General features: G+C 72.2%; 22 protein-coding genes. 12 read left to right on the top strand and 10 right to left on the bottom strand.

Going from position 1 to position 22,462, the window contains the following annotated elements; genetic code table 11:
- Position 1 precedes the first annotated feature (1 nt).
- From ABTY59_RS01850 to ABTY59_RS01825, 6 genes are all read right to left on the bottom strand, one after another.
- Positions 2-544, bottom strand: a complete 543-nt coding sequence (locus ABTY59_RS01850) for a hypothetical protein (protein WP_352016936.1) — start codon at positions 542-544, stop codon at positions 2-4.
- An 82-nt stretch (positions 545-626) separates the two neighbouring features.
- Entirely contained in the window at positions 627-1,385 is a 759-nt protein-coding gene (locus ABTY59_RS01845) for a succinate dehydrogenase iron-sulfur subunit (protein ID WP_041130880.1), read from the bottom strand.
- A complete protein-coding gene (gene sdhA / locus ABTY59_RS01840) occupies positions 1,385-3,139 on the bottom strand; it encodes a succinate dehydrogenase flavoprotein subunit (protein ID WP_352016935.1) in 1,755 nt (584 codons plus the stop codon). Before sdhA ends, ABTY59_RS01845 begins: the two co-directional genes overlap by 1 nt.
- A gap of 24 nt (positions 3,140-3,163) precedes the next feature.
- Positions 3,164-3,643, bottom strand: coding sequence for a succinate dehydrogenase hydrophobic membrane anchor subunit (locus tag ABTY59_RS01835; RefSeq protein WP_329854277.1), 480 nt, complete (start codon positions 3,641-3,643; stop codon positions 3,164-3,166).
- Between the two features lie 8 nt (positions 3,644-3,651).
- Positions 3,652-4,032 carry a succinate dehydrogenase, cytochrome b556 subunit gene (sdhC, locus tag ABTY59_RS01830; RefSeq protein ID WP_015035721.1) on the bottom strand — a complete coding sequence of 127 codons (381 nt, stop codon included), beginning with the start codon at positions 4,030-4,032 and terminating at the stop codon, positions 3,652-3,654.
- Between the two features lie 192 nt (positions 4,033-4,224).
- Positions 4,225-4,818 carry a 2-oxo-4-hydroxy-4-carboxy-5-ureidoimidazoline decarboxylase gene (locus ABTY59_RS01825; protein ID WP_352016934.1) on the bottom strand — a complete coding sequence of 198 codons (594 nt, stop codon included), beginning with the start codon at positions 4,816-4,818 and terminating at the stop codon, positions 4,225-4,227.
- Between the two features lie 152 nt (positions 4,819-4,970).
- Here ABTY59_RS01825 and ABTY59_RS01820 point away from each other — a divergent pair, with 152 nt between their 5' ends.
- The 3 genes from ABTY59_RS01820 (at position 4,971) to ABTY59_RS01810 (ending at position 7,941) form a co-directional block, all read left to right on the top strand.
- Positions 4,971-6,590, top strand: a complete 1,620-nt coding sequence (locus ABTY59_RS01820) for a beta-N-acetylhexosaminidase (RefSeq protein WP_352016933.1) — start codon at positions 4,971-4,973, stop codon at positions 6,588-6,590.
- A 79-nt stretch (positions 6,591-6,669) separates the two neighbouring features.
- Positions 6,670-7,314 (top strand): DUF4328 domain-containing protein, encoded by a 645-nt coding sequence (locus tag ABTY59_RS01815; protein WP_352016932.1) that lies wholly within the window; start codon positions 6,670-6,672, stop codon positions 7,312-7,314.
- 66 nt (positions 7,315-7,380) lie between these two features.
- Positions 7,381-7,941 (top strand): hypothetical protein, encoded by a 561-nt coding sequence (locus tag ABTY59_RS01810; protein WP_352016931.1) that lies wholly within the window; start codon positions 7,381-7,383, stop codon positions 7,939-7,941.
- A gap of 66 nt (positions 7,942-8,007) precedes the next feature.
- Here ABTY59_RS01810 and ABTY59_RS01805 read toward each other — a convergent pair whose 3' ends face one another.
- On the bottom strand, positions 8,008-8,748 hold the full coding sequence (locus ABTY59_RS01805) for a Clp protease N-terminal domain-containing protein (protein ID WP_352016930.1): 741 nt from the start codon (positions 8,746-8,748) through the stop codon (positions 8,008-8,010).
- Positions 8,749-9,147: 399 nt separating this feature from the next.
- On the opposite strand from ABTY59_RS01805, the gene ABTY59_RS01800 reads away from it, so the two are divergent.
- Together ABTY59_RS01800 and ABTY59_RS01795 are read left to right on the top strand one after the other, a co-directional pair.
- Positions 9,148-9,837 carry an RNA polymerase sigma factor gene (locus ABTY59_RS01800; protein WP_352016929.1) on the top strand — a complete coding sequence of 230 codons (690 nt, stop codon included), beginning with the start codon at positions 9,148-9,150 and terminating at the stop codon, positions 9,835-9,837.
- The gene (locus ABTY59_RS01795) at positions 9,837-10,946 is read left to right on the top strand and encodes a hypothetical protein (RefSeq protein ID WP_352016928.1); all 1,110 of its coding nucleotides are present in this window, start codon (positions 9,837-9,839) and stop codon (positions 10,944-10,946) included. Before ABTY59_RS01800 ends, ABTY59_RS01795 begins: the two co-directional genes overlap by 1 nt.
- Positions 10,947-11,115: 169 nt before the next feature.
- Here the strand turns inward: ABTY59_RS01795 and ABTY59_RS01790 are convergent, their stop codons facing one another.
- A complete protein-coding gene (locus tag ABTY59_RS01790; protein ID WP_352016927.1) occupies positions 11,116-11,979 on the bottom strand; it encodes a L,D-transpeptidase family protein in 864 nt (287 codons plus the stop codon).
- A 118-nt stretch (positions 11,980-12,097) separates the two neighbouring features.
- On the opposite strand from ABTY59_RS01790, the gene ABTY59_RS01785 reads away from it, so the two are divergent.
- The 3 genes from ABTY59_RS01785 to ABTY59_RS01775 are packed head-to-tail and all read left to right on the top strand — an operon-like array spanning position 12,098 to position 15,251.
- On the top strand, positions 12,098-13,678 hold the full coding sequence (locus ABTY59_RS01785) for an acyl-CoA mutase large subunit family protein (RefSeq protein WP_352016926.1): 1,581 nt from the start codon (positions 12,098-12,100) through the stop codon (positions 13,676-13,678).
- 60 nt (positions 13,679-13,738) lie between these two features.
- On the top strand, positions 13,739-14,392 hold the full coding sequence (gene leuE / locus ABTY59_RS01780; protein WP_352016925.1) for a leucine efflux protein LeuE: 654 nt from the start codon (positions 13,739-13,741) through the stop codon (positions 14,390-14,392).
- 37 nt (positions 14,393-14,429) lie between these two features.
- Positions 14,430-15,251: a MerR family transcriptional regulator gene (locus tag ABTY59_RS01775; protein WP_352016924.1), complete on the top strand. Its 822-nt coding sequence runs from the start codon at positions 14,430-14,432 to the stop codon at positions 15,249-15,251.
- A 56-nt stretch (positions 15,252-15,307) separates the two neighbouring features.
- Here the strand turns inward: ABTY59_RS01775 and ABTY59_RS01770 are convergent, their stop codons facing one another.
- Together ABTY59_RS01770 and ABTY59_RS01765 are read right to left on the bottom strand one after the other, a co-directional pair.
- Positions 15,308-16,624: a polysialyltransferase family glycosyltransferase gene (locus ABTY59_RS01770; RefSeq protein ID WP_352016922.1), complete on the bottom strand. Its 1,317-nt coding sequence runs from the start codon at positions 16,622-16,624 to the stop codon at positions 15,308-15,310.
- Entirely contained in the window at positions 16,621-17,646 is a 1,026-nt protein-coding gene (locus ABTY59_RS01765) for a glycosyltransferase family 2 protein (RefSeq protein WP_352016921.1), read from the bottom strand. Before ABTY59_RS01765 ends, ABTY59_RS01770 begins: the two co-directional genes overlap by 4 nt.
- Positions 17,647-17,865: 219 nt before the next feature.
- Here ABTY59_RS01765 and ABTY59_RS01760 point away from each other — a divergent pair, with 219 nt between their 5' ends.
- Genes ABTY59_RS01760 through ABTY59_RS01745 form a run of 4 tightly spaced genes read left to right on the top strand, consistent with a single transcriptional unit; the run spans position 17,866 to position 22,435 of the window.
- Positions 17,866-19,155, top strand: coding sequence for a DUF6716 putative glycosyltransferase (locus ABTY59_RS01760; protein WP_352016920.1), 1,290 nt, complete (start codon positions 17,866-17,868; stop codon positions 19,153-19,155).
- On the top strand, positions 19,155-20,354 hold the full coding sequence (locus ABTY59_RS01755; RefSeq protein ID WP_352016919.1) for a cytidylyltransferase domain-containing protein: 1,200 nt from the start codon (positions 19,155-19,157) through the stop codon (positions 20,352-20,354). The genes ABTY59_RS01760 and ABTY59_RS01755 overlap by 1 nt, the downstream gene beginning before the upstream one ends.
- A 9-nt stretch (positions 20,355-20,363) precedes the next feature.
- Positions 20,364-21,257: an N-acetylneuraminate synthase family protein gene (locus ABTY59_RS01750; RefSeq protein WP_352016918.1), complete on the top strand. Its 894-nt coding sequence runs from the start codon at positions 20,364-20,366 to the stop codon at positions 21,255-21,257.
- Positions 21,254-22,435 (top strand): hypothetical protein, encoded by a 1,182-nt coding sequence (locus tag ABTY59_RS01745; RefSeq protein WP_352016917.1) that lies wholly within the window; start codon positions 21,254-21,256, stop codon positions 22,433-22,435. Before ABTY59_RS01750 ends, ABTY59_RS01745 begins: the two co-directional genes overlap by 4 nt.
- Positions 22,436-22,462: the final 27 nt, after the last annotated feature.

Below are 22,462 nucleotides of genomic sequence, written 5' to 3'. Positions count from 1 at the left end.
GTCACATGCTCAGCGAGCGCGCGTAGTTGAGCTGACCCATCACCCAGTGGATGGTGTCCGGGCCCGTCGCCGGGATCATCGTCGAGTGGTGGCGGCCGCCGCTGGTCACCGTGACCTGGATGAAGCCGGTCGTGCTCTTCTCCTTCATCAGCAGGAACAGCAGGCCGAGCAGGCAGAAGATGAAGAAGACGACCGCGAGCACGATCGCGACCGTCGGCATCTTCTCCTCGGTCCGCGACATGTCCATCGCGTTCCACACCGCGCCCTTGAGCGGCATGGCGCCGGCCGGCGTGATGATCTGGTCGCCGACCACGGTGATGTCACCGAGGCTCAGCACCGGCGCCCCGCCGCCGGCCGGCGCGTGCTGCGGCGGCACCGGCACGCCACCCGGCAGGGTCGGCTGGTAGGACGGCGGCGACTGCGGGTACCCGTATCCGGGCGTCGCGTCCTGCGGGTAGCCGTACGCCGGCCCCCCGGCCGCCCCGCCCTGCTGCCCGGGCCCCCACTTGTACTCACCGTCCGCGTAAGGGTTCGGCTCGCTCATCAGTCCCCGCTCTCCAGAAAGAAAAAGCCCGCTCCTGCACGCCGCAGCGTACAGAAGCGGGCCGAAGCACCGAACCCGGCGGTCAGAAGCGGCGCGTGATGAGCGCGCGCTTGACTTCCTGGATGGCCTTCGTGACCTCGATGCCACGCGGGCACGCGTCCGTGCAGTTGAACGTCGTGCGGCAGCGCCACACGCCGTCCTTGTCGTTCAGGATCTCCAGGCGCTGCTCGCCCGCCTCGTCACGCGAGTCGAAGATGAAGCGGTGCGCGTTGACGATCGCGGCCGGACCGAAGTACTGGCCGTCGTTCCAGAAGACCGGGCAGGACGACGTGCACGCGGCGCACAGGATGCACTTGGTGGTGTCGTCGAAGCGCTCGCGGTCCTCGGCGGACTGCAGACGCTCGCGGGTCGGCTCGTTCCCCTTGGTGACGAGGAACGGCATGACGTCCCGGTACGCCTGGAAGAACGGCTCCATGTCGACCACGAGGTCCTTGAGCACCGTCAGGCCCTTGATGGCCTCGACCGTGATCGGCTTCTCGGGGTTGATGTCCTTGATCAGCGTCTTGCAGGCGAGCCTGTTCTTGCCGTTGATCCGCATCGCGTCCGAGCCGCAGATGCCGTGCGCGCAGGAGCGACGGAAGGTCAGCGTGCCGTCGACGTCCCACTTGATCTTGTGAAGGGCGTCGAGCACGCGCTCCTTCGGGTCGATCTCGATCTGGAAGTCCTCCCAGACCGCTGCGTCCGACACCTCGGGGTTGAAGCGGCGGATCCGCATGGTGACCGTGATGTACGGGGAGGCGGCGGACTCCGCCTCGACCTTGTCCAGTACGGGGGTAGCCATCAGTACTTACGCTCCATCGGCTGGTAGCGGGTCGTCACGACCGGCTTGTAGTCGAGACGGACGGTCTCGGAGCCGTCCTCGCCGACCTCGCGGTACGCCATGGTGTGGCGCATGAAGTTGACGTCGTCGCGGTTCGGGTAGTCCTCGCGGTAGTGACCACCGCGGGACTCCTTGCGCGCCAGGGCCGAGACGGCCATGACCTCGGCCAGTTCGAGCAGGTTGCCCAGCTCGATGGCCTCCAGGAGGTCCGTGTTGAAGCGCTTGCCCTTGTCCTGGATGGACACGTTCTCGTAGCGCTCGCGCAGCTCGGCGATCTTCTCGACCGCCGTCTTGATGGTCTGCTCCGTGCGGAACACCATCACGTTGGCGTCCATCGTCTCCTGGAGCTCACGGCGCAGGTCGGCGACCCGCTCGTTGCCCGTGGAGTTGCGCAGCTTCTCGATCTGCGCGACGACCATGGACTCCGGGTTCTCCGGAAGCTCGACGAAGTCGCTCTTGGCGGAGTACTCGGCCGCGGCGATGCCCGAACGCTTGCCGAAGACGTTGATGTCCAGCAGCGAGTTGGTGCCGAGGCGGTTGGCGCCGTGCACGGAGACACAGGCGACCTCGCCGGCCGCGTACAGGCCCGGGACGACGGTGGTGTTGTCCGACAGGACCTCACCCTCGACGTTCGTCGGGATGCCGCCCATGGCGTAGTGCGCGGTGGGCTGGATCGGGATCGGGTCCGTGTAGGGCTCGATGCCGAGGTACGTGCGCGCGAACTCGGTGATGTCGGGCAGCTTGGCGTCCAGCTGCTCCGGCGGGAGGTGCGTCAGGTCCAGGTAGACGTGGTCGCCCTCGGGACCGCAGCCGCGGCCCTCGCGGATCTCCGTGTAGATGGAGCGGGAGACGACGTCACGGGACGCGAGGTCCTTCATGACCGGCGCGTACTTCTCCATGAAGCGCTCGCCGTCCTTGTTGCGGAGGATGCCGCCCTCACCGCGGGCGCCCTCCGTCAGCAGGATGCCCATGCGCCAGATGCCCGTCGGGTGGAACTGGAAGAACTCCATGTCCTCCAGGGGCAGACCGCGGCGGTAGCAGGCGGCCTGGCCGTCACCGGTCAGGGTGTGCGCGTTGGAGGTCACCTTGAAGAACTTGCCGGTGCCGCCGGAGGCGTAGATGACGGCCTTGGCCTGGAAGATGTGGATCTCGCCGGTGGCCAGCTCGTAGGCGACGACGCCCGCGGAGTGCTTGACCCCGTCGACCTCGGTGATCAGCTGGTCGAGGACGTAGAACTCGTTGAAGAACTCCACGCCCTCCTTGACGCAGTTCTGGTACAGCGTCTGGAGGATCATGTGGCCGGTGCGGTCCGCGGCGTAGCAGGACCGGCGGACCGGGGCCTCGCCGTGGTTGCGGGAGTGACCGCCGAAGCGGCGCTGGTCGATGGTGCCGTTCGGGGTGCGGTTGAACGGCAGGCCCATCTTCTCCAGGTCGAGGACGGCGTCGATGGCCTCCTTCGCCAGGATCTCGGCGGCGTCCTGGTCGACCAGGTAGTCACCGCCCTTGACCGTGTCGAAGGTGTGCCACTCCCAGTTGTCCTCCTCCACGTTCGCCAGCGCGGCGGCCATGCCGCCCTGCGCGGCGCCCGTGTGGGAGCGGGTGGGGTAGAGCTTCGTCAGCACGGCGGTGCGGCTGCGCTTCGTCGACTCGATGGCGGCGCGCATGCCGGCGCCGCCGGCGCCGACGATGACGGTGTCGTACTTGTGGATCTTCATGAGTGGATTACCTCAGCCCCGTGCCTAGCGGATGTTCGGGTCGAAGGTGAAGATCACCAGCGTGCCCAGAAGGATGGTGAACACCGTGGCGGTGTACAGCAGGCCCTTGAGCCACAGGCGCGTGTTGGCCCGCTCCGCGTAGTCGTTGATGACCGTACGGAGGCCGTTGGCGCCGTGCAGCATGGCGAGCCAGAGCATCAGCAGGTCCCAGACCTGCCAGAACGGGGACGCCCAGCGGCCGGCGACGAACGCGAAGCCGACCTTGGAGACGCCGCCGTCCAGGAAGAGCTGGATCAGCAGGTGGCCGAGGACCAGGACGACGAGGACCACGCCCGAGAGGCGCATGAAGAGCCACGCGGCCATCTCGAAGTTGCCGCGGGTCGCGCGCGGGGTCTTGCCCGTGCGCTTGCGGGGGGCCTCGATGTACGGCGCGGGGTTGTCCACGTCGTAGTGCGCGCCGCCCTCGACGGGGCCGATCGCTGCGGAGGTCGTGTCAGCAGACATGAGTGGCGTCAGCTCCCGAACAGTTCACGTGCGGCGTGGCCGAGGACGGGGTACAGGGAGCCCGCCATCAGCACGACCCAGATGCCCACGACGGTCCAGAGCATCTGCTTCTGGTAGCGCGGGCCCTTGGACCAGAAGTCCACGGCGATGACCCGGAGGCCGTTCAGCGCGTGGAAGAGGATGGCGGCGACCAGGCCGTACTCCAGAAGAGCGACGATCGGCGTCTTGTAGGTCGCGACGACCTCGTCGTACGCCTCGGGGGAGACGCGGACGAGAGCGGTGTCCAGCACGTGTACGAACAGGAAGAAGAAGATGAGGACGCCGGTGACTCGATGAGCCACCCAGGACCACATTCCTTCCCGGCCGCGGTACAGCGTTCCAGCCGGCACGGAAAAACCCTCCGGGAGCGGGGATCGGGGTCGGCCGGCTTCTCTGTCGGTCTGACCCGGCCGGGTACGGTCCACCGGCCCCGGTCATCGTAGCGACGACTTGTCGGTTCGCTCGCGCGGGGTCCGTCAGTGTGATCAAACAGGCACGGACGGACTATCGCACGAGACCGAATCGCCGCGTTCCGGGCGAATTCACGGCGTGGTGACGCCGAAGGTGAGGCGGGCGCGGGCGAGCCGGCGCAGTTCGTCGGCGGCCACCACACGCTCCTCCTCCGGTTCGTTGCCGAGACGTGACCGGATGCCGGCCAGTACCCGGTCGAGCCGCTCGTCGTGCCGGACGCCGTCCAGGCTGATCACGAAGGCGTGCCCGAAGCGGCTCTCGTACGCGGCGTGGGCCGCGCCCAGTGCCATGAGGGCCGCCGGCGGGGCGTCGGGGTGCGGGATGGCGGCGGACTCGGCGGCGAGCGCCTCGTCGAGATCGGCCCGCGACAGGTCGTAGGAGGCCTCGTCCGCGGCGGCGAGCAGCGCGTCGAGCGTCGGGTACGGGCGGTGCGCGCCCAATCGCTCGGCCCAGCGGCGGCTCGCGCAGCAGTCGAGCAGGAGCGCCTCCGCGGCCCGGGCCGGTGCGGCGTTGAAGCGGACGAGCCCCGAGAGGTGCCGGGCGGTGCCCTGCTGGGCAGGTATGGCAGGCGTGTCCGTGGAGCCCGGCTTCCGGCAGGGGGCATGGGTGTCGCTGGTCAGCGTGGGCTCCGGTACTCCGGGACGGGTGGGGTGGGCGTGACTCAACGTTATCGACGGGACGAGGGAAGTGTCCGACGGATGCGCGAATTTCACCCGGAAGGGAGAGTTTCGGAACGTGTGATGGACGACCGGGTTCCGGTCGGGCCGACGTTCCCCCGATTGGTCGGACCGCCGTCCGTGCGGGAGGATTCCGTGTGATGCGGTACTCCGTCCGGGGGCCTCGCCGAGGCCCCGCCCTCCTGGCGGCCGCGGTGGCACTGGCCACCGTGGCGGCCTGCTCGAACGGTTCTCCGTCAGGTCCGTCCTCCTCCGGCGCCTCCGCGAGCAGCGCGCCCACGAGCGCCGCGCCGCCCAGCCCGACGCCCACGCCGACACCGACGCCCACGAAGAGCTACCCCCTCTCCACGGCACCCCGCACGGTCCCCTCCGTCCGCGCCCACGAGCCCGCCCGCGGCCCCGGCTGGAAGCCCGCGTCCACCGGCGGGGTCGTCCTCGCCGCGCACAGCGAGGCCCTCGCCGACGAGGGGCGGCTGATCGCCGGGGAACTCGGCATCCCCTACCGGGGCGCCGCCGCGGCCGGACCCGGGGACGTCGAACTGGCCCTGGGCGGGACCGGCGCCCCCGAGTCGTACACGCTGACCGTCAAGGGCGACCGCGTCCGGATCGCCGGTCCCGACGAGGCCGGGGTCTTCTACGGCACCCGCACGCTCAAGCAGTCGGTGAAGGCCACCGGGGCGATGCCCGAGGGCACGGTCACCGACCGGCCGGCGAAGCCGCAGCGCGGGCTCAACGTCGACATCGCCCGGAAGCCCTTCACCGCGGCCTGGCTGGAGGACCGCATCCGGGAGATGGGCGACCTCAAGCTCAACCAGCTCGGCCTGCACTTCTCCGACGACCAGGGCTTCCGGATCGAGTCCGAGAGCCACCCCGAGGTCGTGTCGGCGCAGCACCTCACCAAGGCCGAGGTCCGCCGGATCCTCGCCCTCGCGGCGAGCCGGCACGTCACGGTCGTCCCCGAGATCGACTCGCCGGGACACCTCGGCGCGGTCATCGCCGCCCACCCCGGCCTCCAGCTCGTGAGCGCGAGCGGCCGGACCCCGCGCGGGGCCGTGGACATCGCGGATCCCGCCGCGGCCCGGATCGTCGACGACCTGCTGCGCGAGTACACCGGGCTCTTCCCCGGGGCGTACTGGCACCTCGGCGCCGACGAGTACGTCGCCCTCATGTCCAAGAACCCCGAGGCGAGCTACCCGAAGCTGGCGGCGGCCGCGCGCGCGAAGTACGGGCCGTCCGGCCGCGTCCAGGACCTCGCCACCGGCTGGCTCAACGACCGCGCGGCCGTCGTGCGGCCCACCGGGAAGACCCTCAAGGCGTGGAACGACGGCTTCTTCACGGGCGGCGTGGTGAGCGCCGCGAAGGACCTGGAGGTCGAGTACTGGACGGGCAAGGAGATCGGGGCCCGGCAGCCCGTCTCGTACCTGAGTGCGGGCCGGAAGCTGGTCAACCTCAACGACGAGTACCTGTACTACGTCCTCGGCCAGCCCAACGACTTCACGTACCCCACCGGCCGCCGGATCTACGAGCAGTGGACGCCGCTCGTGGTGCGCGGCACCACCCCCGTGCCGGCGCGGTACGACCCCCAGATCCTGGGCGCCCGCTTCGCGGTCTGGGGCGACCTGCCGAGGGCCCAGACGCAGGCGCAGGTGGCGGACGGCATCCGGCTGCCGCTCGCGGCCCTCGCGCAGAAGCTCTGGGACCCGGCGAAACCGACGCTGACCTGGGAGCAGTTCAAGGCGCTGGCGGCGAAGGTGCGCTGATTTTTGTCGTGGACGCGATCGGTCCGGATCGCGTACGTTCCCCCGGCGGCGAACGCCGCGTGTTCCTGGGGGGAACCAATTGCTCACGCTCAAGAATCCGAACGGTCTCGCGAAGGCCGTCGTGGCCCTGCTGGCCGGCAACATCTTCTTCGACGTCCTGCTCGGTCTGGTCGAGGCCCGCTGGCTGATGGCCGACGCGATGCCCTACACCTTCGATCCGGCCGAGTTCGGGTCGGTCGACCTGAACCCGGCCTACCGCCTGCAGTTCCTCGTCTTCGTGGCGACCGCCGTCATCTTCGTCGTCTGGTTCCACCGGCTGCGGCACAACGCCGAGGTCTGGGCCGCCGACCTGCAGGGACGGAAGCCCGGCTGGGCCATCGGCGGCTGGTTCGTACCGATCGGCAACCTCTGGATCCCACGGGTGATCGCCGTCGACATCTGGCGGGCGAGCCGCTGGCAGCCGTATGCCGCCGACGGCACCCGGGAGCTGACGCTCCTGAACGCGTGGTGGGTCTTCTGGATCCTCGACTGGGTCATGGAAAGGGCCGCCACGCAGATGTCCAAGGGGGCCGACACGCCGGAGGCCTGGGACAGCGCCGCCGCATGGGCCCTTGCGAGCTACTCCGTCAACGTCGTCGCCGCCGTCCTCGCGATCCTCTTCGTCCGCCGTCTGACCTCTATGCAGCACGCCAAGGCCACTGGCATGATTCCGGCCGCGCAGTGACGAAAAAGCGCCCCTCGGCGCAGTAGGAGAAGTACTGCGTCCGCATCGGGTGGCGAGGAGGCGTCCATGACGTCGGGGAACGGCCGGAGCCTGCTGGAACTGATCGACGGGGCCGACGCGCGAGGGCTGGCCGCGGCCGGACTCGCCTGCCTCGACCGCTGTCTGCCGCTGCTCGCCCCCGACGGCGCCGACGCCCTCCGCCCCGTGTGGGCGGCCGTCGCGCGGGGGGACGGGGACGCCTGGGGCGAGGCCGTCGCCAAGGCCCGCGTCGCACTCGACCCCGACGGTGCGGGGGACGGCGCGGCCGTCCGCGCGATGCTCGCCCAGGCCCCGGCCGACTGGACCGCCGACGCCCTGCGCGTCTGGGCCGACGACTGCTCCGTCGCGGCGCTCGCCCTGCACGGACGGTACGACGCGGGCGAGCTGCCCGACGGCCTCGTCGAGCGCTGCCGGGCCGGGGACGCCGACGGCGCGGGCCCGCTGCTCGCCGGGGAGCTGCGCCGTCAGCAGGCCGTCCTCGAAACCGTCGCCCACGGCCCGACCGGACTGCGCCGGGCGCGAGAGCTCTCCGTCGAAGGCGGGCGGGTGCTGCGCGCGGTCGTCTCCCGCCGCGCCCGCACGGCCTGAGGGGCGCCTCGCCGATCGGGCTCGCACGACTCCGGCCCGGCCGGCGGGGCTCCCCCGCCGGCCGCTCTACTCGGACGCGGGCGCCTCGATCACGACCGCGGCGACCGCCTCCGCGATCTCCCGCTCCGTCGTGGCCTTGTCCAGGCCGAGCCCGCTCAGCACGCCCCGTCCGTCCTCCTGCTCCAGGAGGGCCAGCAGGATGTGCTCGGTGCCGACGTAGTTGTGGCCGAGGCGCAGGGCCTCGCGGAACGTCAGCTCCAGGACCTTCTTGGAGTCCGCGTCGAACGGGATCAGTGCCGGGATCGTCTCGGCCCGCGACGGCAGCGTCGGGGCCACCGCCTCGCGCACCGCCGCCTCCGTTACGCCGTGCCCGGTCAGCCACCGCATGGCGAGCGACTCGGGGTCGGCGAGCAGGCCGAGGGCGAGGTGACCGGGCACGATCTCGGCGTGCTCGGCCGCCCTGGCCTCCTCCTGCGAGGCGACGACCACCTTGCGGGCGCGCGGGGTGAAGCGGCTGAATCCCGCGTTCGGGTCCATCTGGGCGTCGTCGGGGCCCTTGGGCACGAAGCGCTTCTGGGCCGCCTGGCGGGTGACGCCCATGCTGCGCCCGATGTCGGTCCAGGAGGCGCCGGAGCGTCGCGCCTGGTCCACGAAGTGGCCGATGAGGTGGTCGGCGACGTCGCCGAGGTGGTCCGCCGCGATGACCGCGCCGGAGAGCTGCTCCAGGGCGTCCGGATGGACCTTCTTGATGGCTTCGATGAGTTCGTCGAGACGGACGGGGATCGGTGCACCGACTGGATTCGTCATGAGGCAACCCTAGGTTGACAGTGGTCTGCTGTCAACGGTCGGTTGACACTCGAAGGGTGGAATCCACCCCTGGAGACGCGGGATCGCGCGAACGGGTGAGAAACAGGGGGGAGTGAGGGGAAAAGGGAGACGACCGGGGCCGCCACCCCCCACAGGAGAGGCCCCGGTCGTCATCCACGGAGCCGCAGCACGGCTCCGTACTCCTATCAGCGCCACGGGTGCGGTTTCTGTCACACCCGCGCGGCCGCCCGAAGGTTGCAAGTTGTACAAAGACCCCGGACCGCGTGGACGTGACGCCGCGACACGACGTAGCGTGCAGGTGCGCGAGGCAGCGTGGCGGTGGTGACCAGCCGCGATCACGCGGGCGCGACCACGTCACCGACGAACAGGGTTTGGGGAGTGCTGGGGGACGACGCGGAGCTGACGGCCGCGGTGCTCGCTGCGCAGGACGGGGACGAGAACGCCTTCCGTACTGTGTATCGCGCCGTGCAACCCCGGCTGCTCGGCTACATACGCACGCTGGTCGGCGACGCGGACGCCGAGGACGTCGCCTCCGAGTCCTGGCTCCAGATAGCCCGTGACCTGGACCGCTTCGACGGCGACGCCGACCGGTTCCGCGGCTGGGCCGCCCGGATCGCCCGCAACCGCGCCCTCGACCACATGCGGATGCGCGGCCGCAGGCCCGCCGTCGGCGCCGACGAGACCGAACTCACCGACAAGCCCGCCGACTCCGACACGGCGGGCGAGGCCCTGGAGGCCCTCGCCACCGGCGACACCATGCACCTGATCGCCCAGCTCCCCCAGGACCAGGCCGAGGCCGTCGTCCTGCGCGTCGTCGTCGGCCTCGACGCCAAGAGCGCCGCCGACACCCTGGGCAAACGCCCCGGAGCCGTGCGCACCGCCGCACACCGGGGGCTCAAGAAGCTCGCCGAACTCCTCGGGGCCGACGGCGGGCACGACGGGCCGGACGGCACCGGCGGAACCGTCGTCCCCCTGGACGGTGTCCCTCCGCAACGCGGCCGCACACCGGGGGCCGTGGCTCCCAGCGGTGTGACGCAATCACGTCCGCGTACGCAGAAGGACATGTGATGGCCGACGAGCGGTACCAGTGGCTCGATCAGGAGGCCGCGGAGCGGCTGCTCCGGGGCGAGCCGGTCGAGGCCGTCGACGACCATGCCCGCCACCAGGCCGAGCGCCTCGCCCAGGCCCTCGGCACGGCCCGTACCCCCGCCGCCCCGTCGGCCGACGGCAGCGAGCTCCCGGGTGAGGCCGCGGCGCTCGCCGCCTTCCGCAAGGCCACCGCCGAACGCGCCGCGACCGCCGCGGCGCCCCTCGCCGCGCCCGCCGCCGCTCCCGTCCCCGGCGGCCGCACCGCCGTCGCCGACCTCGGCCGGGTGCGGCTCGCGCCCGCCGCCGTCCCGGCCCGCCGCTGGGGACGCTCCCTGCGCTACGGACTGGCCGCCGCGGTCGCCGCCGTCACGGTCGGCGGCGTCGCCGTCGCCGCCGGCACGGGCGTGCTGCCGCTGGTCGGCCCGGCGCCCGCCAGCTCGGTCTCGGCGGGGGAGACGGCGGACCCGCTCGTCTCGAAGGAGCCCGGCATACGCCGGGACCCCGAGGCACCCCCGACGGAACCGGGCGACGGCGGCTCCACGCCCGGCCCGTCCCCCTCGGCCGACTCCGGGTCCACCGCACCCACCCCCCGCGCCCCGGACGGGCGCGGCACGGCCACCCCGCGGACGGCCGCCCCGGAACCGGGCAGGACGACCTCGGGCCCGGACGGCACCGGCGCCGCCGCCCTCCGTGAGAAGCTCCTCAAGGCCTGTCGGCAGTACCGCACGGGCAAGCTCGACGCCGGCGGCCGACGACAGCTCACGAACACCCTGCGCTCCGGCGAGACGCTGAGCCGCTACTGCGACCGGATCCTCTCCGGTGACGCCGGAACCCCGAAGGACGACGGCCGGGACGGGTCCGGAGACGGCTCCAAAGACGACGGCAAGGGCGACTCCGAGGGCACCGGCGGGTCCGACGGCGGATCGAAGGACGGCTCCACGGGCGACGGCAAGGGCGGCCGGTCCTCCGGGGGCGGCACCGGCAGCCGGGCCGGGAGCATCCTCCCCGACGCCCGTCTCCAGGCCGCGATCACCGTCGCGCTGCCCGGGGGAATCACCGCCGAGGCGCGCGTTCCGCTCGGGGTGTAACACTTCTCGGCCCGTCGGCGCAGTAAGAAATGCCGACTGGTCATCGGCAGCGCAGAGAGCCGGGGTTCCCCCCGTACCTACGGCTCCGCGCACCCGGCGCGGGTGGGACACGTTCCCCCGGTCCCACCCGCGCCCCTTCTTCCTCCCGGTGGTCCACCACCACGGGGGACTACCAGTGGACGACCACCTTGTCGCCGGGCTTCACCTGGTCGAAGAGCTCCGAGAGCTTGGCCCGGTCCCGGACGTTGACGCAGCCGTGCGAGGCCCCGTCGTAACCGCGCGCCGCGAAGTCCGCCGAGTAGTGCACCGCCTGGCCGCGGCTGAAGAACATCGCGTACGGCATGGGGGTGTGGTAGATCGTCGACGTCCAGTCCTTCGCCTTCCACTCCACCGTGAACAGGCCCTCACGGGTCGGCGTGTTCTCGGAGCCGAAGCGGACGTCCATCGACGAGACGACCTTGCCGTCGATCATCCAGGCGAGGGTCCGGCTCTCCTTGCTGATGCACAGCACCCGCCCGGTCAGGCACCGCGGGTCCGGGGTGTCCAGCTTGTTCGTCGTCGACGGCTTCAGCTCGTCGGCGGTCGGCGTCCGGCTCGCGGAGAGCAGCTGCTGCCAGGTCGCCGCGTCGACCGAGCCGGTCTCCGGGAGTCCCCGGCGCGCCTGGAACTTCTTGACCGCGCCCGCCGTCATCGTCCCGTAGAAACCGGTGGGCGCGCGGTCGAAGAAGTCCAGCTGCCGCAGTCGCGCCTGGAGCTCGCGCACCTGTTCGTTCTCGTCCCCGTCGCCCAGGAGGGGCTTCGGCGCGGCCGTCCCGGTGGAGGGCGTGCCCGTCGGCGTCGTGGCGGAGGGGGACGGCGGCTTGCCGTCCGAGGTCGGGGCGTCGGTCGGCGCGGCCGAGCTCGGCGCGGGTGCCGTGCTCGTACCCCCCGTGGCCGGACCGGATCCGGACGCGTCCGGCGTGCAGCCGGCGGCGAGCGCCACCGCCGCCGCTGCCAGGACCACTCTGCGTATGACGGCCGAAGACCGCTTCATGATTGCCCCCCGAGGTGCGTCGTGTGTACCTAGGGATGCTTTCCGCGCGCGTGTGGTTGCGCACCCCGGGCACCGACCGCGCATCCTGGGAGGAACAGGTCTACCGGGAGGCACACGCATGGCGCGCGAGTCGGAGTCGGGGCTGCCCATCGAACCGGTCTACGGGCCGGGCGCCCTGGACGGATGGGATCCCACCGAGAAGCTGGGCGAGCCGGGCGCGTACCCCTTCACGCGTGGCGTGTACCCCTCGATGTACACCGGGCGGCCCTGGACCATGCGGCAGTACGCGGGCTTCGGCACCGCCGCCGAGTCCAACGCCCGCTACAAGCAGCTCATCGCCAACGGCACCACGGGCCTCTCGGTCGCCTTCGACCTGCCGACCCAGATGGGCCACGACTCCGACGCACCGATCGCGCACGGCGAGGTCGGCAAGGTCGGCGTCGCCGTCGACTCGATCGACGACATGCGCGTCCTCTTCGACGGGATCCCGCTGGGCGAGGTCTCCACGTCGATGACCATCAACGCCCCCGCCGCCCTCCTCCTCCTGCTCTACCAGCTCGTCGCCGAGGAGCAGGGCGTCCCGGCTGACCGGCTGACCGGCACGATCCAGAACGACGTGCTCAAGGAGTACATCGCCCGCGGCACGTACATCTTCCCGCCGAAGCCCTCGCTGCGGCTGATCGCCGACACCTTCCGGTACTGCCGGGCCGAGATCCCGAAGTGGAACAGCATCTCGATCTCCGGCTACCACATGGCCGAGGCCGGTGCCTCGCCCGCGCAGGAGATCGCGTTCACCCTCGCCGACGGCATCGAGTACGTCCGGACGGCCGTCGCCGCCGGCATGGACGTCGACGACTTCGCGCCGCGCCTCTCGTTCTTCTTCGTGGCGCGGACGACGATCCTGGAGGAGGTGGCCAAGTTCCGGGCGGCCCGCCGGATCTGGGCGCGGGTGATGAGGGAGGAGTTCGGCGCGGAGAACCCCAAGTCGCTGATGCTCCGCTTCCACACCCAGACCGCCGGCGTCCAGCTCACCGCCCAGCAGCCCGAGGTCAACCTCGTCAGGGTCGCCGTGCAGGGCCTGGCGGCCGTCCTCGGCGGCACCCAGTCGCTGCACACCAACTCCTTCGACGAGGCCATCGCCCTGCCGACGGACAAGTCCGCGCGCCTCGCCCTGCGCACCCAGCAGGTCCTCGCGTACGAGACGGACGTGACCGCGACCGTCGACCCGTTCGCCGGCTCGTACGTCGTCGAGAGGATGACCGACGACGTCGAGGCCGCGGCCCTGGAGCTGATGGGCCGGGTCGAGGAGATGGGCGGTGCGGTCGCCGCCATCGAGCGGGGCTTCCAGAAGGACGAGATCGAGCGGTCCGCCTACCGGATCGCGCGGGAGACGGACTCCGGCGCGCGGGTCGTGGTCGGCGTCAACCGCTACCGGATGGACGTCGAGGAGCCCTACGAGCCGCTGCGCGTCGACCCCGCGATCGAGGCCCGGCAGGCCGAGCGGCTCGCGAGGCTGCGCGCCGAGCGCGACCGTCCGGCCGTGGAGGCGGGGCTCGCCGGGCTGCGGAAGGCGGCGGAGGGCACGGAGAACGTCCTCCCCCCGATGAAGGAGGCGCTCAGGGCGCGGGCCACCGTCGGAGAGGTCTGCGACGCCCTGCGCGCCGTCTGGGGCACGTACGTCCCGACCGACGCGTTCTGACCCCTTCCGCCTGTTGAAACTTAAAGCGGAATGTCGTACCGGTGTGCGACACTCCGCTTCATGCTGGGTGTCACCGATCTGCCGACCTATCTCGCCGGGCTCGTCCTCATCATCCTCCTCCCGGGGCCGAACTCGCTCTACGTGCTGTCCGTCGCCGCCCGCAAGGGCACCCGGACCGGATACCAGGCCGCCGCCGGGGTGTTCACCGGCGACGCCGTCCTGATGACGCTCGCCGCGCTCGGCGCCGCCTCGCTGCTCCAGACCACCCCGCTCCTCTTCATGATCGTGAAGTACGCGGGCGCGGGCTATCTGACCTGGATGGCGATCGGGATGCTCCGGGCCGCCCTGGCCATGTGGCGCACCCGGCACGAGACCCCCGCCGAGACCGCGGCCGAGCCGGACGCCGGGCCGTCCGAGCACCCGTACCGCCGGGCACTGATCATCAGCCTCTTCAACCCGAAGGCGATCCTCTTCCTGATCTCCTTCTTCGTGCAGTTCGTGGACCCGTCCTACGCCTACCCGGCCGTGTCCTTCCTGGTCCTCGGCACCCTGCTCCAGCTCGGCAGCTTCCTCTACCTGACGACCCTGATCTTCGGCGGCACCCGCCTCGCCGCCGCCTTCCGCCGCCGCAGGCGCCTCTCCGCGGGCGCCACCACCGCCGCCGGCGCCCTCTTCCTCGGCTTCGCCGTGAAGCTCTCCACGGCCGGTGCTTGACCCTCACACCGTGTGAGGCCGTTCCGTAGGGGGCGTCATGTTCACCATCGGAGACTTCGCCCGGCACGGGCGGGTGTCGGTCCGGATGCTGCGCCACTACGACGCCATCGGACTGCTGCGCCCGGCCCGCGTCGACCCGCACAGCGGCTACCGCTTCTACTCGGCGGACCAGCTCGCCACGCTCCACCGCGTCATCGCGCTCAAGGACCTCGGCTTCACCCTCGACCAGGTGGGGGCCATCCTCCGGGACGAGATCGGCGCGGAGGAGCTGCGGGGGATGCTGCGCCTGCGCCAGGCCGAGCTGGAGGCCGCCCTGGAGGCGGCGCGGGCCCGGCTCGCCCAGGTCGGTGCGAGGCTCCACGCCATCGAGAGCGAGGGACGCATGTCCACGCAGGACGTCGTCGTCAAGAAGGTCCCCCCGGTCCGGGTCGCCGAGCTGAGCGCGGTCGCCGCGAGCTACGGCCCCGAGGACATCACCCCGGTGATCGGACCGCTGTACGAGGAGCTGTGCGGCCGTCTGGAGGCCGCGGGAGTCACCGGCTTCGGCCCGGCCGTCGCGTACTACGAGGACGCGGGCCAGGGGGACGGCTCGGTCCGGGTGCACGCCGCCACGACCGTCCCCGAGGGCGCCGCGGCGGAGGGCGTCGAGGTGCACGTCCTTCCCGGCATCGAGGAGGCGGCCACCATCGTCCACCGCGGTTCGATGGACGAGATCCTGCCGACCGTGCAGACCCTGGCGGCCTGGATCGACACCAACGGCCACCGGTCGACGGGCTACGCCCGTGAGCTGTACCTGGAGTGCCCGGAGGACCCCGCCGGCTGGGTGACCGAGATCCAGGAGCCGATCGTCCGCTCCTGACGCCCCACGGGCCCGGGAACCCCCGCACGGGTTTCCCGGGCCCGCTGCGTCGTCCGCTACTTCCGGAGCGCCTTGCGCAGTCGCAGCGCGCGGCGCGCCAGGCGGCGGACCTTCGGGTGGCGGGGGATCGGCAGGCCGCCCGGCAGGCCGAGGACGGTGAGGCGGCGCCGGGTGAAGTGGTGCCGGGTGTGCTCGGCCAGCGGTCCCGACAGGTGCCGTACGGCGGGCTCCCGCAGCTCCGGGCGGATCTTCGGCTGCATCGCGAAGCCGACCGCCGCGACCAGGTCGTTCAGCTCCTCCGTACCGATCGCGGCACCGGCGGCCTCGTCCTCCAGGGGCGGGACGACCGCGTCGACGACGGTGAGCGGGATGCGGTTGCTGTTCTGGAACGGGGTGAGCCGCTCCAGGAGGGGGCGCGTGCCGACCCGGGCGACCGGCAGCCCGTAGAAGGCGGCCGCCGTGAGCAGCGCCGTCGAGAAGCAGCCGACGACCAGCGCCGGCCGCAGCTCGCGGTAGAGCGCCTCGGCGAGGACCGGCCGGTCCTCGACGGTCAGCTCGGCGCCCAGTCCCGCCGCCGTCTCCACGAGCGTCCGCGTCCAGGAGTCCGGGGCCGTCGGGTGCGGCTTGAAGACGAGCCGCCGGTGGCCGCGGGCGATCGCGCCCCGGACCATCCGCAGGTGCAGCTCCTCCTCCTCGGCCGCGGTCAGCAGGTCGAGCGCGGCGAGGTACTGGCCGAGGAGCAGCGCGGGACCCTCCTCGGCGGCACCGGCGGCCGGTCCCGACAGCTCCTCGACGACCTTCGTGAAGGCCTCCGTCGGCACCGGCTCGGGCGCCGCCCCGAACTCGGCGAGCAGCAGCGGCGCGAGCCCGGGGACCAGGTCCAGGTGGAGCAGGCGGGCCACGCGCCCGCCGATCAGCGGGTCGATCTTGTTGCGGGTCGGTCCGTAGCTCATCAGCCCGTCCGCGTACACCGTGATCGGTGCCTCGGGAAGCAGCTGGGCGATGGCGAGCGCGGGCGTCACCTGGAGGGATTCCAGGGCGAGTTCGACGCGGTCCTCGCCGAGGTCCCAGAGCCTGCGGAGGTGGCGCTGGAGCAGCGGGAGGTCGCTCGGGCGCGGGGTCCAGCCGGCCGGGTGGAGCGGGGAGATCGTCTCGTTCCAGGACAGCACCGCGTCGAAGCGGCCGCGCAGTCGCTCGAAGCCCTCGGCCTCGTCGAGGGCGGGGGTCGTCTCCGGCACGGCCGCGTTGTTGGTGACGAGGAGGATCCGGCGGTCGGCGGTGCCGAAGCAGCCGCTGTCGAGCGCGGCGGCGAGCGTCACCGCTCCGTAGAGCGTGGAGGCGCAGAAGATCTGGGTGGTCCGGCGGGTGCTCACGCGGCCACCTCCGTCGACCCGGTGCCCGCGCCCGCCCCGGCGTCCGGGGCCGCCGGCGGTGGTGCGGGGCGGCGCCGGCGCAGGCGCCGCAGGGTCGTCGCGCGGTCCCCGCCCATCGCCGCCAGGGCCTCGTCGAGGACGTCCTGCGGCATCCGCCGCAGCGCGCCCGCGCTCATCGCCTTGAGCAGGCGTGCCACTTCGGGTTCGAACTTCTCGATGGAACCGATGTGGTGGGAAATCACCGCGCAATAGGTGCGGACGGCTTTCGGGAGAAGAAGATCGGCATCCGCGTCCCGCGCCGTTTCCTCGATCACCTGATCGAATGCGCGGATGAAATCCAATTGCCGCACATCACCGATCTGGGTGAGCGAGGTCGCCACCCCTCGCCGGTAGAACACGCCGAGTTCCCCGATCGCGGCGAACGATTCCGCCTCGCGATGGAGTTTCCAGATCCAGGGCCGGTCCTCGGCCGTCCGCAGGCCGTGCGGGAAGTGCAGCAGCCCCCGGTCGAGGAGCCGCCGGTGGTAGATCCCGGCCCAGGCGTACGGGTAGTCGACCGAGGTCGTCCGGTGCGCCGGCAGGATCGCGTCCCGCGGCCGCAGCACCTCGCCGCGCCGGGGGACGGGGGCCCGGCGCACGGCGCGGTTGCGGCCGGTGACCGTCACGTGGTCGGTGCGCAGGAAGTCGCAGCGCAGCTCCTCGGCCGCGGCGACGAGCCGGTCGTAGTAGCCGGGGGCGAGCCAGTCGTCCCCGTCGAGGAACGCGATGTACTCGCCGCGGGCGGCGTCGAGGCCGGTGTTCCGGGCCGTGGCGAGGCCCTCGTTGTGCTCGTGCCTGATCAGGACGGCACCCGGGAGCTCGCGCGCGGCCCGTTCGAGGATCTCGGGAGTCCCGTCGGACGAGCAGTCGTCGACGAGGAGGAACTCGAAGTCCTCGCGGGCGTTGGCCCGCAGGCTCGTGAGGGTGTCGGGGGCGTATGTCTGCACGTTGTAGAACGGCACGACGACGGAGAGCTTGACCACGCGGCCGACGCTAGGTGCCGCCCCGGCATTACCGCCGACCGCCGGGCAGCCTTTCGGTGAACACCAAGCGGCGGGCCGATTAACCACCTTTACCCGCGGGGAAAACCGGCCTCCGCACGTCCGGATATCGACCCGCTTCAACGGTCGGAGAGGCTCTGTTCACCGTTTGTTGTGGCCCAGTTGGGCCGAAAAGCGGAATGCCCTTCTAGCGTCCTCGACGTGCCAGCAAGCAGCAGTGAAGCGGTACGGGTCGCCGTACTCGCCGATTCCGACACCCGGTGGAAATGGGGCGCCCTCACCGCGCGCCGCATCACCACGGCGAGCGCCGAACCCACCGGATTCGTCCTGCGCGGACGGGCCACGCCCACCGCGCGCCAGCTCGCCGAGACCGGGGTGTCCACGGCCACCCCGCGCGAGGTGACGGGCGCGGAGTTCCTGCGCGCGATACGGGACGCGGAGGCGCGCGGCGAGGGATACGACGTCCTCGTGCTCGCCCTGGTCGGCGGCACCGTCCGCGCCGTCCTCCAGGGCCTGGCCGACCTCGCCCTCGACCGGCGCCCGGTGATCGTCACCGGCTACGTCGGCGTCGTCTACGAGAAGCTGACCGACGGGCTCCTGCTGCGCCACGGCGCCGACGTGGTCCTCGCCAACTCGCGCCACGACGCCGAGCGTTTCCGCGCCGTGTACGAGGGCGTGGGCGCCGGAGCCGGATCGGTCGTCGAGGCGGCGCTGCCCTTCCTCGGCGGCGCCCCGCACGCCCCCGAGGCGGGCCGCGACACCCTGGTCTTCGCCGCACAGCCCTCCGTGCCCGCCTCCCGGGCCGAACGTGCCTACGTGCTGCGGCGGTTGGTCGACCACGCCCGGCTGCACCCGGACCGCGAGGTCCTCCTCAAGCTCCGCTCCAAGCCGGGCGAACACACCACGCACCTGGAGGAGTTCCCCTTCCAGAAGCTGGTGCGCGACCTCGACCCGCCGGCCAACTTCCGGCTCGTGTACGGGCACATGGGCGAGGTGCTCGACCGCACCGACCTCCTCGTCACCGTCTCCTCCACGGCCGCCCTCGAAGCGCTGCACCGCCGGATCCCCACCGCGATCCTCACCGACCTCGGGGTCCGCGAGGCGCTCGGCAACCACCACTTCGTCGGCTCCGGCCTGCTGGCCTCCTTCGACCGGCTCGACATGAGGGACGCGCCGGCACCCGACGAGACCTGGCTCGCCCGCCAGGGCGTCGCCTCCGACAGCCCGTACGAGGCGGCCTTCGACGCCGCCCGGGAGCGGGTCGCGGAGCTCCTCGCGCTCCCCGCCCTGCCCCCGATCAGCCCCTACTACACCGCGGAGACGGCCCCCGGCTACCTGCCGGGGATCCTCGCCCGCCACCGCCTGGACGTCACCGCGCCCGAGCCCCGCGAGAGCGGGCTGCGCCGGGTCGTCCGGGAGGCCGCGCGGGGCGCGTACCGCCACGGCGTGCAGCGCGTCGCCCCCGTCATCCGCCGCCTGGGAGAACTGTGATGACCCCGACCGTGCCGACCGTCCTCGCCGTCATCCCCGCCCGGGGCGGCTCGAAGGGCGTGCCCGCCAAGAACCTCGCCCCGGTGGCCGGCGTCCCGCTGGTCTCCCGCGCCGTCCACGCCTGCCTCGGCGCCCGCACCGTCACCCACGTCGTGGTCTCCACCGACGACGCCACCATCGCCCAGGCGGCCCGCACCGCGGGCGCCGAGGCCGTCCGGCGGCCCGCCGAGATCGCGGGCGACACGGCCACCAGCGAGGCCGCCGTCCTGCACGCGATGGACGCCTTCGAGGCCACCCACGGCCGCCCGGCCGACGTGGTCCTCCTGGTCCAGTGCACCAGCCCCTTCCTCACCTCCGCCGAGGTCGCCGAGACCGCCGAGCGGATCACCTCGGGCGCCGCCGACACCGCCTTCACCGCGGCCCCGTCCCACGGCTTCCTCTGGCGCGACCCCCAGGACAGCGCGACGGGCGCGACCGGCGTCAACCACGACAAGGCGTACCGCCCGCGCCGCCAGGACCGGGAGCCCGAGTACCTGGAGACCGGCGCCGTGTACGCGATGGACGCGGCCGGCTTCCGTACCCACGGGCACCGCTTCTTCGGCCGCACCGCCCTCGTCGTCACCGACCCCGCCCGGGTCCTGGAGATCGACGACCCGCACGACCTCGCCCGCGCCAAGGCGCTCGCGCCGCTCCTCGACGAGCCCGTCACGCCCGGCTTCGCCGACGTCGACGCCGTCGTCCTCGACTTCGACGGCACCCAGACCGACGACCGGGTCCACCTCGACGCCGAGGGGCGCGAGTTCGTCTCCGCGCACCGCGGCGACGGCCTCGGCATCGCGGCCCTGCGCCGCGCCGGACTGCCCGTCCTCATCCTCTCCACCGAGCAGAACGCCGTGGTCGCCGCCCGCGCCCGCAAGCTGAAGATCCCCGTCCTGCACGGCATCGACCGCAAGGACCGCGCCCTCAAGGAGTGGTGCGAGGCCGAGGGCATCGACCCGCAGCGCGTCCTCTACGCCGGCAACGACGTCAACGACCTGCCCTGCTTCCACCTCGTCGGCTGGCCCGTCGCGGTGAGCAGCGCCCACGACTCCGTGCGGGCCGCCGCCCGCGCGGTCACCGTCACCCCGGGCGGCTCCGGAGCGATCCGCGAGATCGCCGCCTGGCTCCTCGGACCCGAGCTGAACACCCCCAACCCGTAAGGAACCACCATGAGCACCCGTCTGCGCACCTTCGGCACCAAGACCGCCGGCCCGGGCCACTCCGTCTACGTCTGCGGCGAGATCGGCATCAACCACAACGGCGACCTCGACAACGCCTTCAAGCTGATCGACGTGGCCGCCGAGGCCGGCTGTGACGCCGTCAAGTTCCAGAAGCGCACCCCGGAGATCTGCACCCCGCGCGACCAGTGGGACATCGAGCGCGACACCCCCTGGGGCCGGATGACCTACATCGACTACCGCCACCGCGTGGAGTTCGGCGAGGACGAGTACCGCAAGATCGACGAGTACTGCAAGGAGAAGGGGATCGACTGGTTCGCCTCCCCGTGGGACACCGAGGCCGTCGCCTTCCTGGAGAAGTTCGACGTCCCCGCCCACAAGGTGGCCTCCGCCTCCCTCACCGACGACGAGCTGCTGCGCGAGCTGCGCGCCACCGGCCGCACGGTGATCCTCTCCACGGGCATGTCGACGCCGAAGCAGATCCGCCACGCGGTCGAGGTCCTGGGCAGCGACAACATCCTCCTGTGCCACGCCACCTCGACCTACCCGGCCAAGGCCGAGGAGCTCAACCTGCGCGTCATCCAGACGCTCCAGGAGGAGTACCCGAACGTCCCGATCGGCTACTCCGGCCACGAGACCGGCCTCCAGACCACGCTCGCCGCCGTCGCCCTCGGCGCCACGTTCGTCGAGCGCCACATCACCCTCGACCGCGCCATGTGGGGCTCCGACCAGGCCGCCTCCGTCGAGCCGCAGGGCCTCCAGCGCCTCGTCCGCGACATCCGCACCATCGAGACCGCGCTCGGCGACGGCGTGAAGAAGGTCTACGAGTCGGAGCTCGGCCCGATGAAGAAGCTCCGCCGGGTCCAGGGCACCGACGCCGCATGACCGGGCAGCTGGCGTTCGTCGAGAGCCCGGTCCAGCTTCTGAACGTCCTGGAGTGGGCGCACACGCGGAACCGCGTCGTGGAGAGCCGTCCGGCCGGGGCGGAAGCGGCGGACACGGCGGACGGCGCTCTTGCCGGGCCCGGGCTCCCGGTCCCGACGGCGCCCGCGAGCGCGGCCCCGCCGACCGGTGACCCGGCGGGCGCCCTGACGGTCGTCGTCCTCTCGCCGACCGACCCCATGTCGCGGGGCCAGCTGCGCCGGATGGCCCAGCTGGCCCGCGACCAGGGCCTCACCGTCCGCTGGCAGGAGGCCCGCAGCGGCCGGGGCGCGCTGGTCCGCACCCTGCGCTCGCTCGCCCGGCCGCTGCGCTCCGCGGAGCGGGTGATCATCGGTGACCCGTTCTCCCGGTACGTCCAGCTCCTCCTGACCCTGTTCGCGCCCCGGCACCTGACGGTCGTCGACGACGGCACCGCGACCATGGAGTTCGCGGCCCAGCTGGGCCGCGGCGAACGCCTGGTGCGCTGGCACCGCAAGGGCAGCCTGGGCCCCCGTGAGCTGGTCCTCGCCCCCGTCACCAGCCTCGCCCGGCGCAAGCTTGCCCCGACCCGGGGCCGTACGGTCGAGATCTTCACCTCGCTGCCCGTGGAGGCCCCGCCCGGCGTCACCGTCACCGAGAACGCGTACGCCTGGACCCGCGACACCTTCGGGCCGCCGCTGCTCACCGGCGGCGCCGACCTGGTCGGCACCTCGCTCGTCGAGACGGGCGTCGTCGACGCCGACCACTACGCGCGCGTGGTGAGCGAGCTCGCCCGCGCCCACGGCGCCACCCGCTACTTCGCGCACCGCAGGGAGAGCGCCGAGAAGCTGCACCGGATCGCGGTCGAGACGGGCCTCCAGGTCGTCCGGCCCGAACTGCCCCTGGAACTGATCGCCCGGCGCGGCCCCATCGGCCGTACGGTCGTCAGCTTCCCGTCCACGGTCGTGCACACCCTGCCCCTGGCCCTCGCCGGCACCGGGGTGAAGGTCGCCGTCATCGAGATAGCGCCCGAGTGGCTGCGGGCTACCGCCTCGCCCCGCGCCCAGGGCTTCCTGTCCGGGGTGGCGGGCACCGCCGCCCACGAGGTCGACCGGCTGACCGCCCGGGTGTCCTCCCCGGCCGAGCGGCTCGAATTCGGCTGAGCGTACCCACAAGGAGTGAGCTTCATA

Origin of the sequence: Streptomyces sp. NPDC096079, from assembly GCF_040303145.1 — a bacterium.
Taxonomy (GTDB): Bacteria; Actinomycetota; Actinomycetes; order Streptomycetales; family Streptomycetaceae; genus Streptomyces.
The sequence above is the reverse complement of the archived record's forward strand: the minus strand, read 5'-3'. Positions and strand labels throughout refer to the sequence as shown.

Coding starts and splice junctions, on each gene's coding strand:
- leuE (WP_352016925.1), top strand. CDS start 13,739: ATGCTGGGTGTCACCGATCTGCCGACCTATCTCGCCGGGCTCGTCCTC.
- ABTY59_RS01755 (WP_352016919.1), top strand. CDS start 19,155: ATGACCCCGACCGTGCCGACCGTCCTCGCCGTCATCCCCGCCCGGGGC.
- ABTY59_RS01785 (WP_352016926.1), top strand. CDS start 12,098: ATGGCGCGCGAGTCGGAGTCGGGGCTGCCCATCGAACCGGTCTACGGG.
- ABTY59_RS01750 (WP_352016918.1), top strand. CDS start 20,364: ATGAGCACCCGTCTGCGCACCTTCGGCACCAAGACCGCCGGCCCGGGC.
- ABTY59_RS01810 (WP_352016931.1), top strand. CDS start 7,381: ATGACGTCGGGGAACGGCCGGAGCCTGCTGGAACTGATCGACGGGGCC.
- ABTY59_RS01850 (WP_352016936.1), bottom strand. CDS start 544: ATGAGCGAGCCGAACCCTTACGCGGACGGTGAGTACAAGTGGGGGCCC.
- ABTY59_RS01835 (WP_329854277.1), bottom strand. CDS start 3,643: ATGTCTGCTGACACGACCTCCGCAGCGATCGGCCCCGTCGAGGGCGGC.
- sdhA (WP_352016935.1), bottom strand. CDS start 3,139: ATGAAGATCCACAAGTACGACACCGTCATCGTCGGCGCCGGCGGCGCC.
- ABTY59_RS01845 (WP_041130880.1), bottom strand. CDS start 1,385: ATGGCTACCCCCGTACTGGACAAGGTCGAGGCGGAGTCCGCCGCCTCC.
- ABTY59_RS01790 (WP_352016927.1), bottom strand. CDS start 11,979: ATGAAGCGGTCTTCGGCCGTCATACGCAGAGTGGTCCTGGCAGCGGCG.
- ABTY59_RS01820 (WP_352016933.1), top strand. CDS start 4,971: ATGCGGTACTCCGTCCGGGGGCCTCGCCGAGGCCCCGCCCTCCTGGCG.
- ABTY59_RS01745 (WP_352016917.1), top strand. CDS start 21,254: ATGACCGGGCAGCTGGCGTTCGTCGAGAGCCCGGTCCAGCTTCTGAAC.
- ABTY59_RS01805 (WP_352016930.1), bottom strand. CDS start 8,748: ATGACGAATCCAGTCGGTGCACCGATCCCCGTCCGTCTCGACGAACTC.
- ABTY59_RS01775 (WP_352016924.1), top strand. CDS start 14,430: ATGTTCACCATCGGAGACTTCGCCCGGCACGGGCGGGTGTCGGTCCGG.
- ABTY59_RS01795 (WP_352016928.1), top strand. CDS start 9,837: ATGGCCGACGAGCGGTACCAGTGGCTCGATCAGGAGGCCGCGGAGCGG.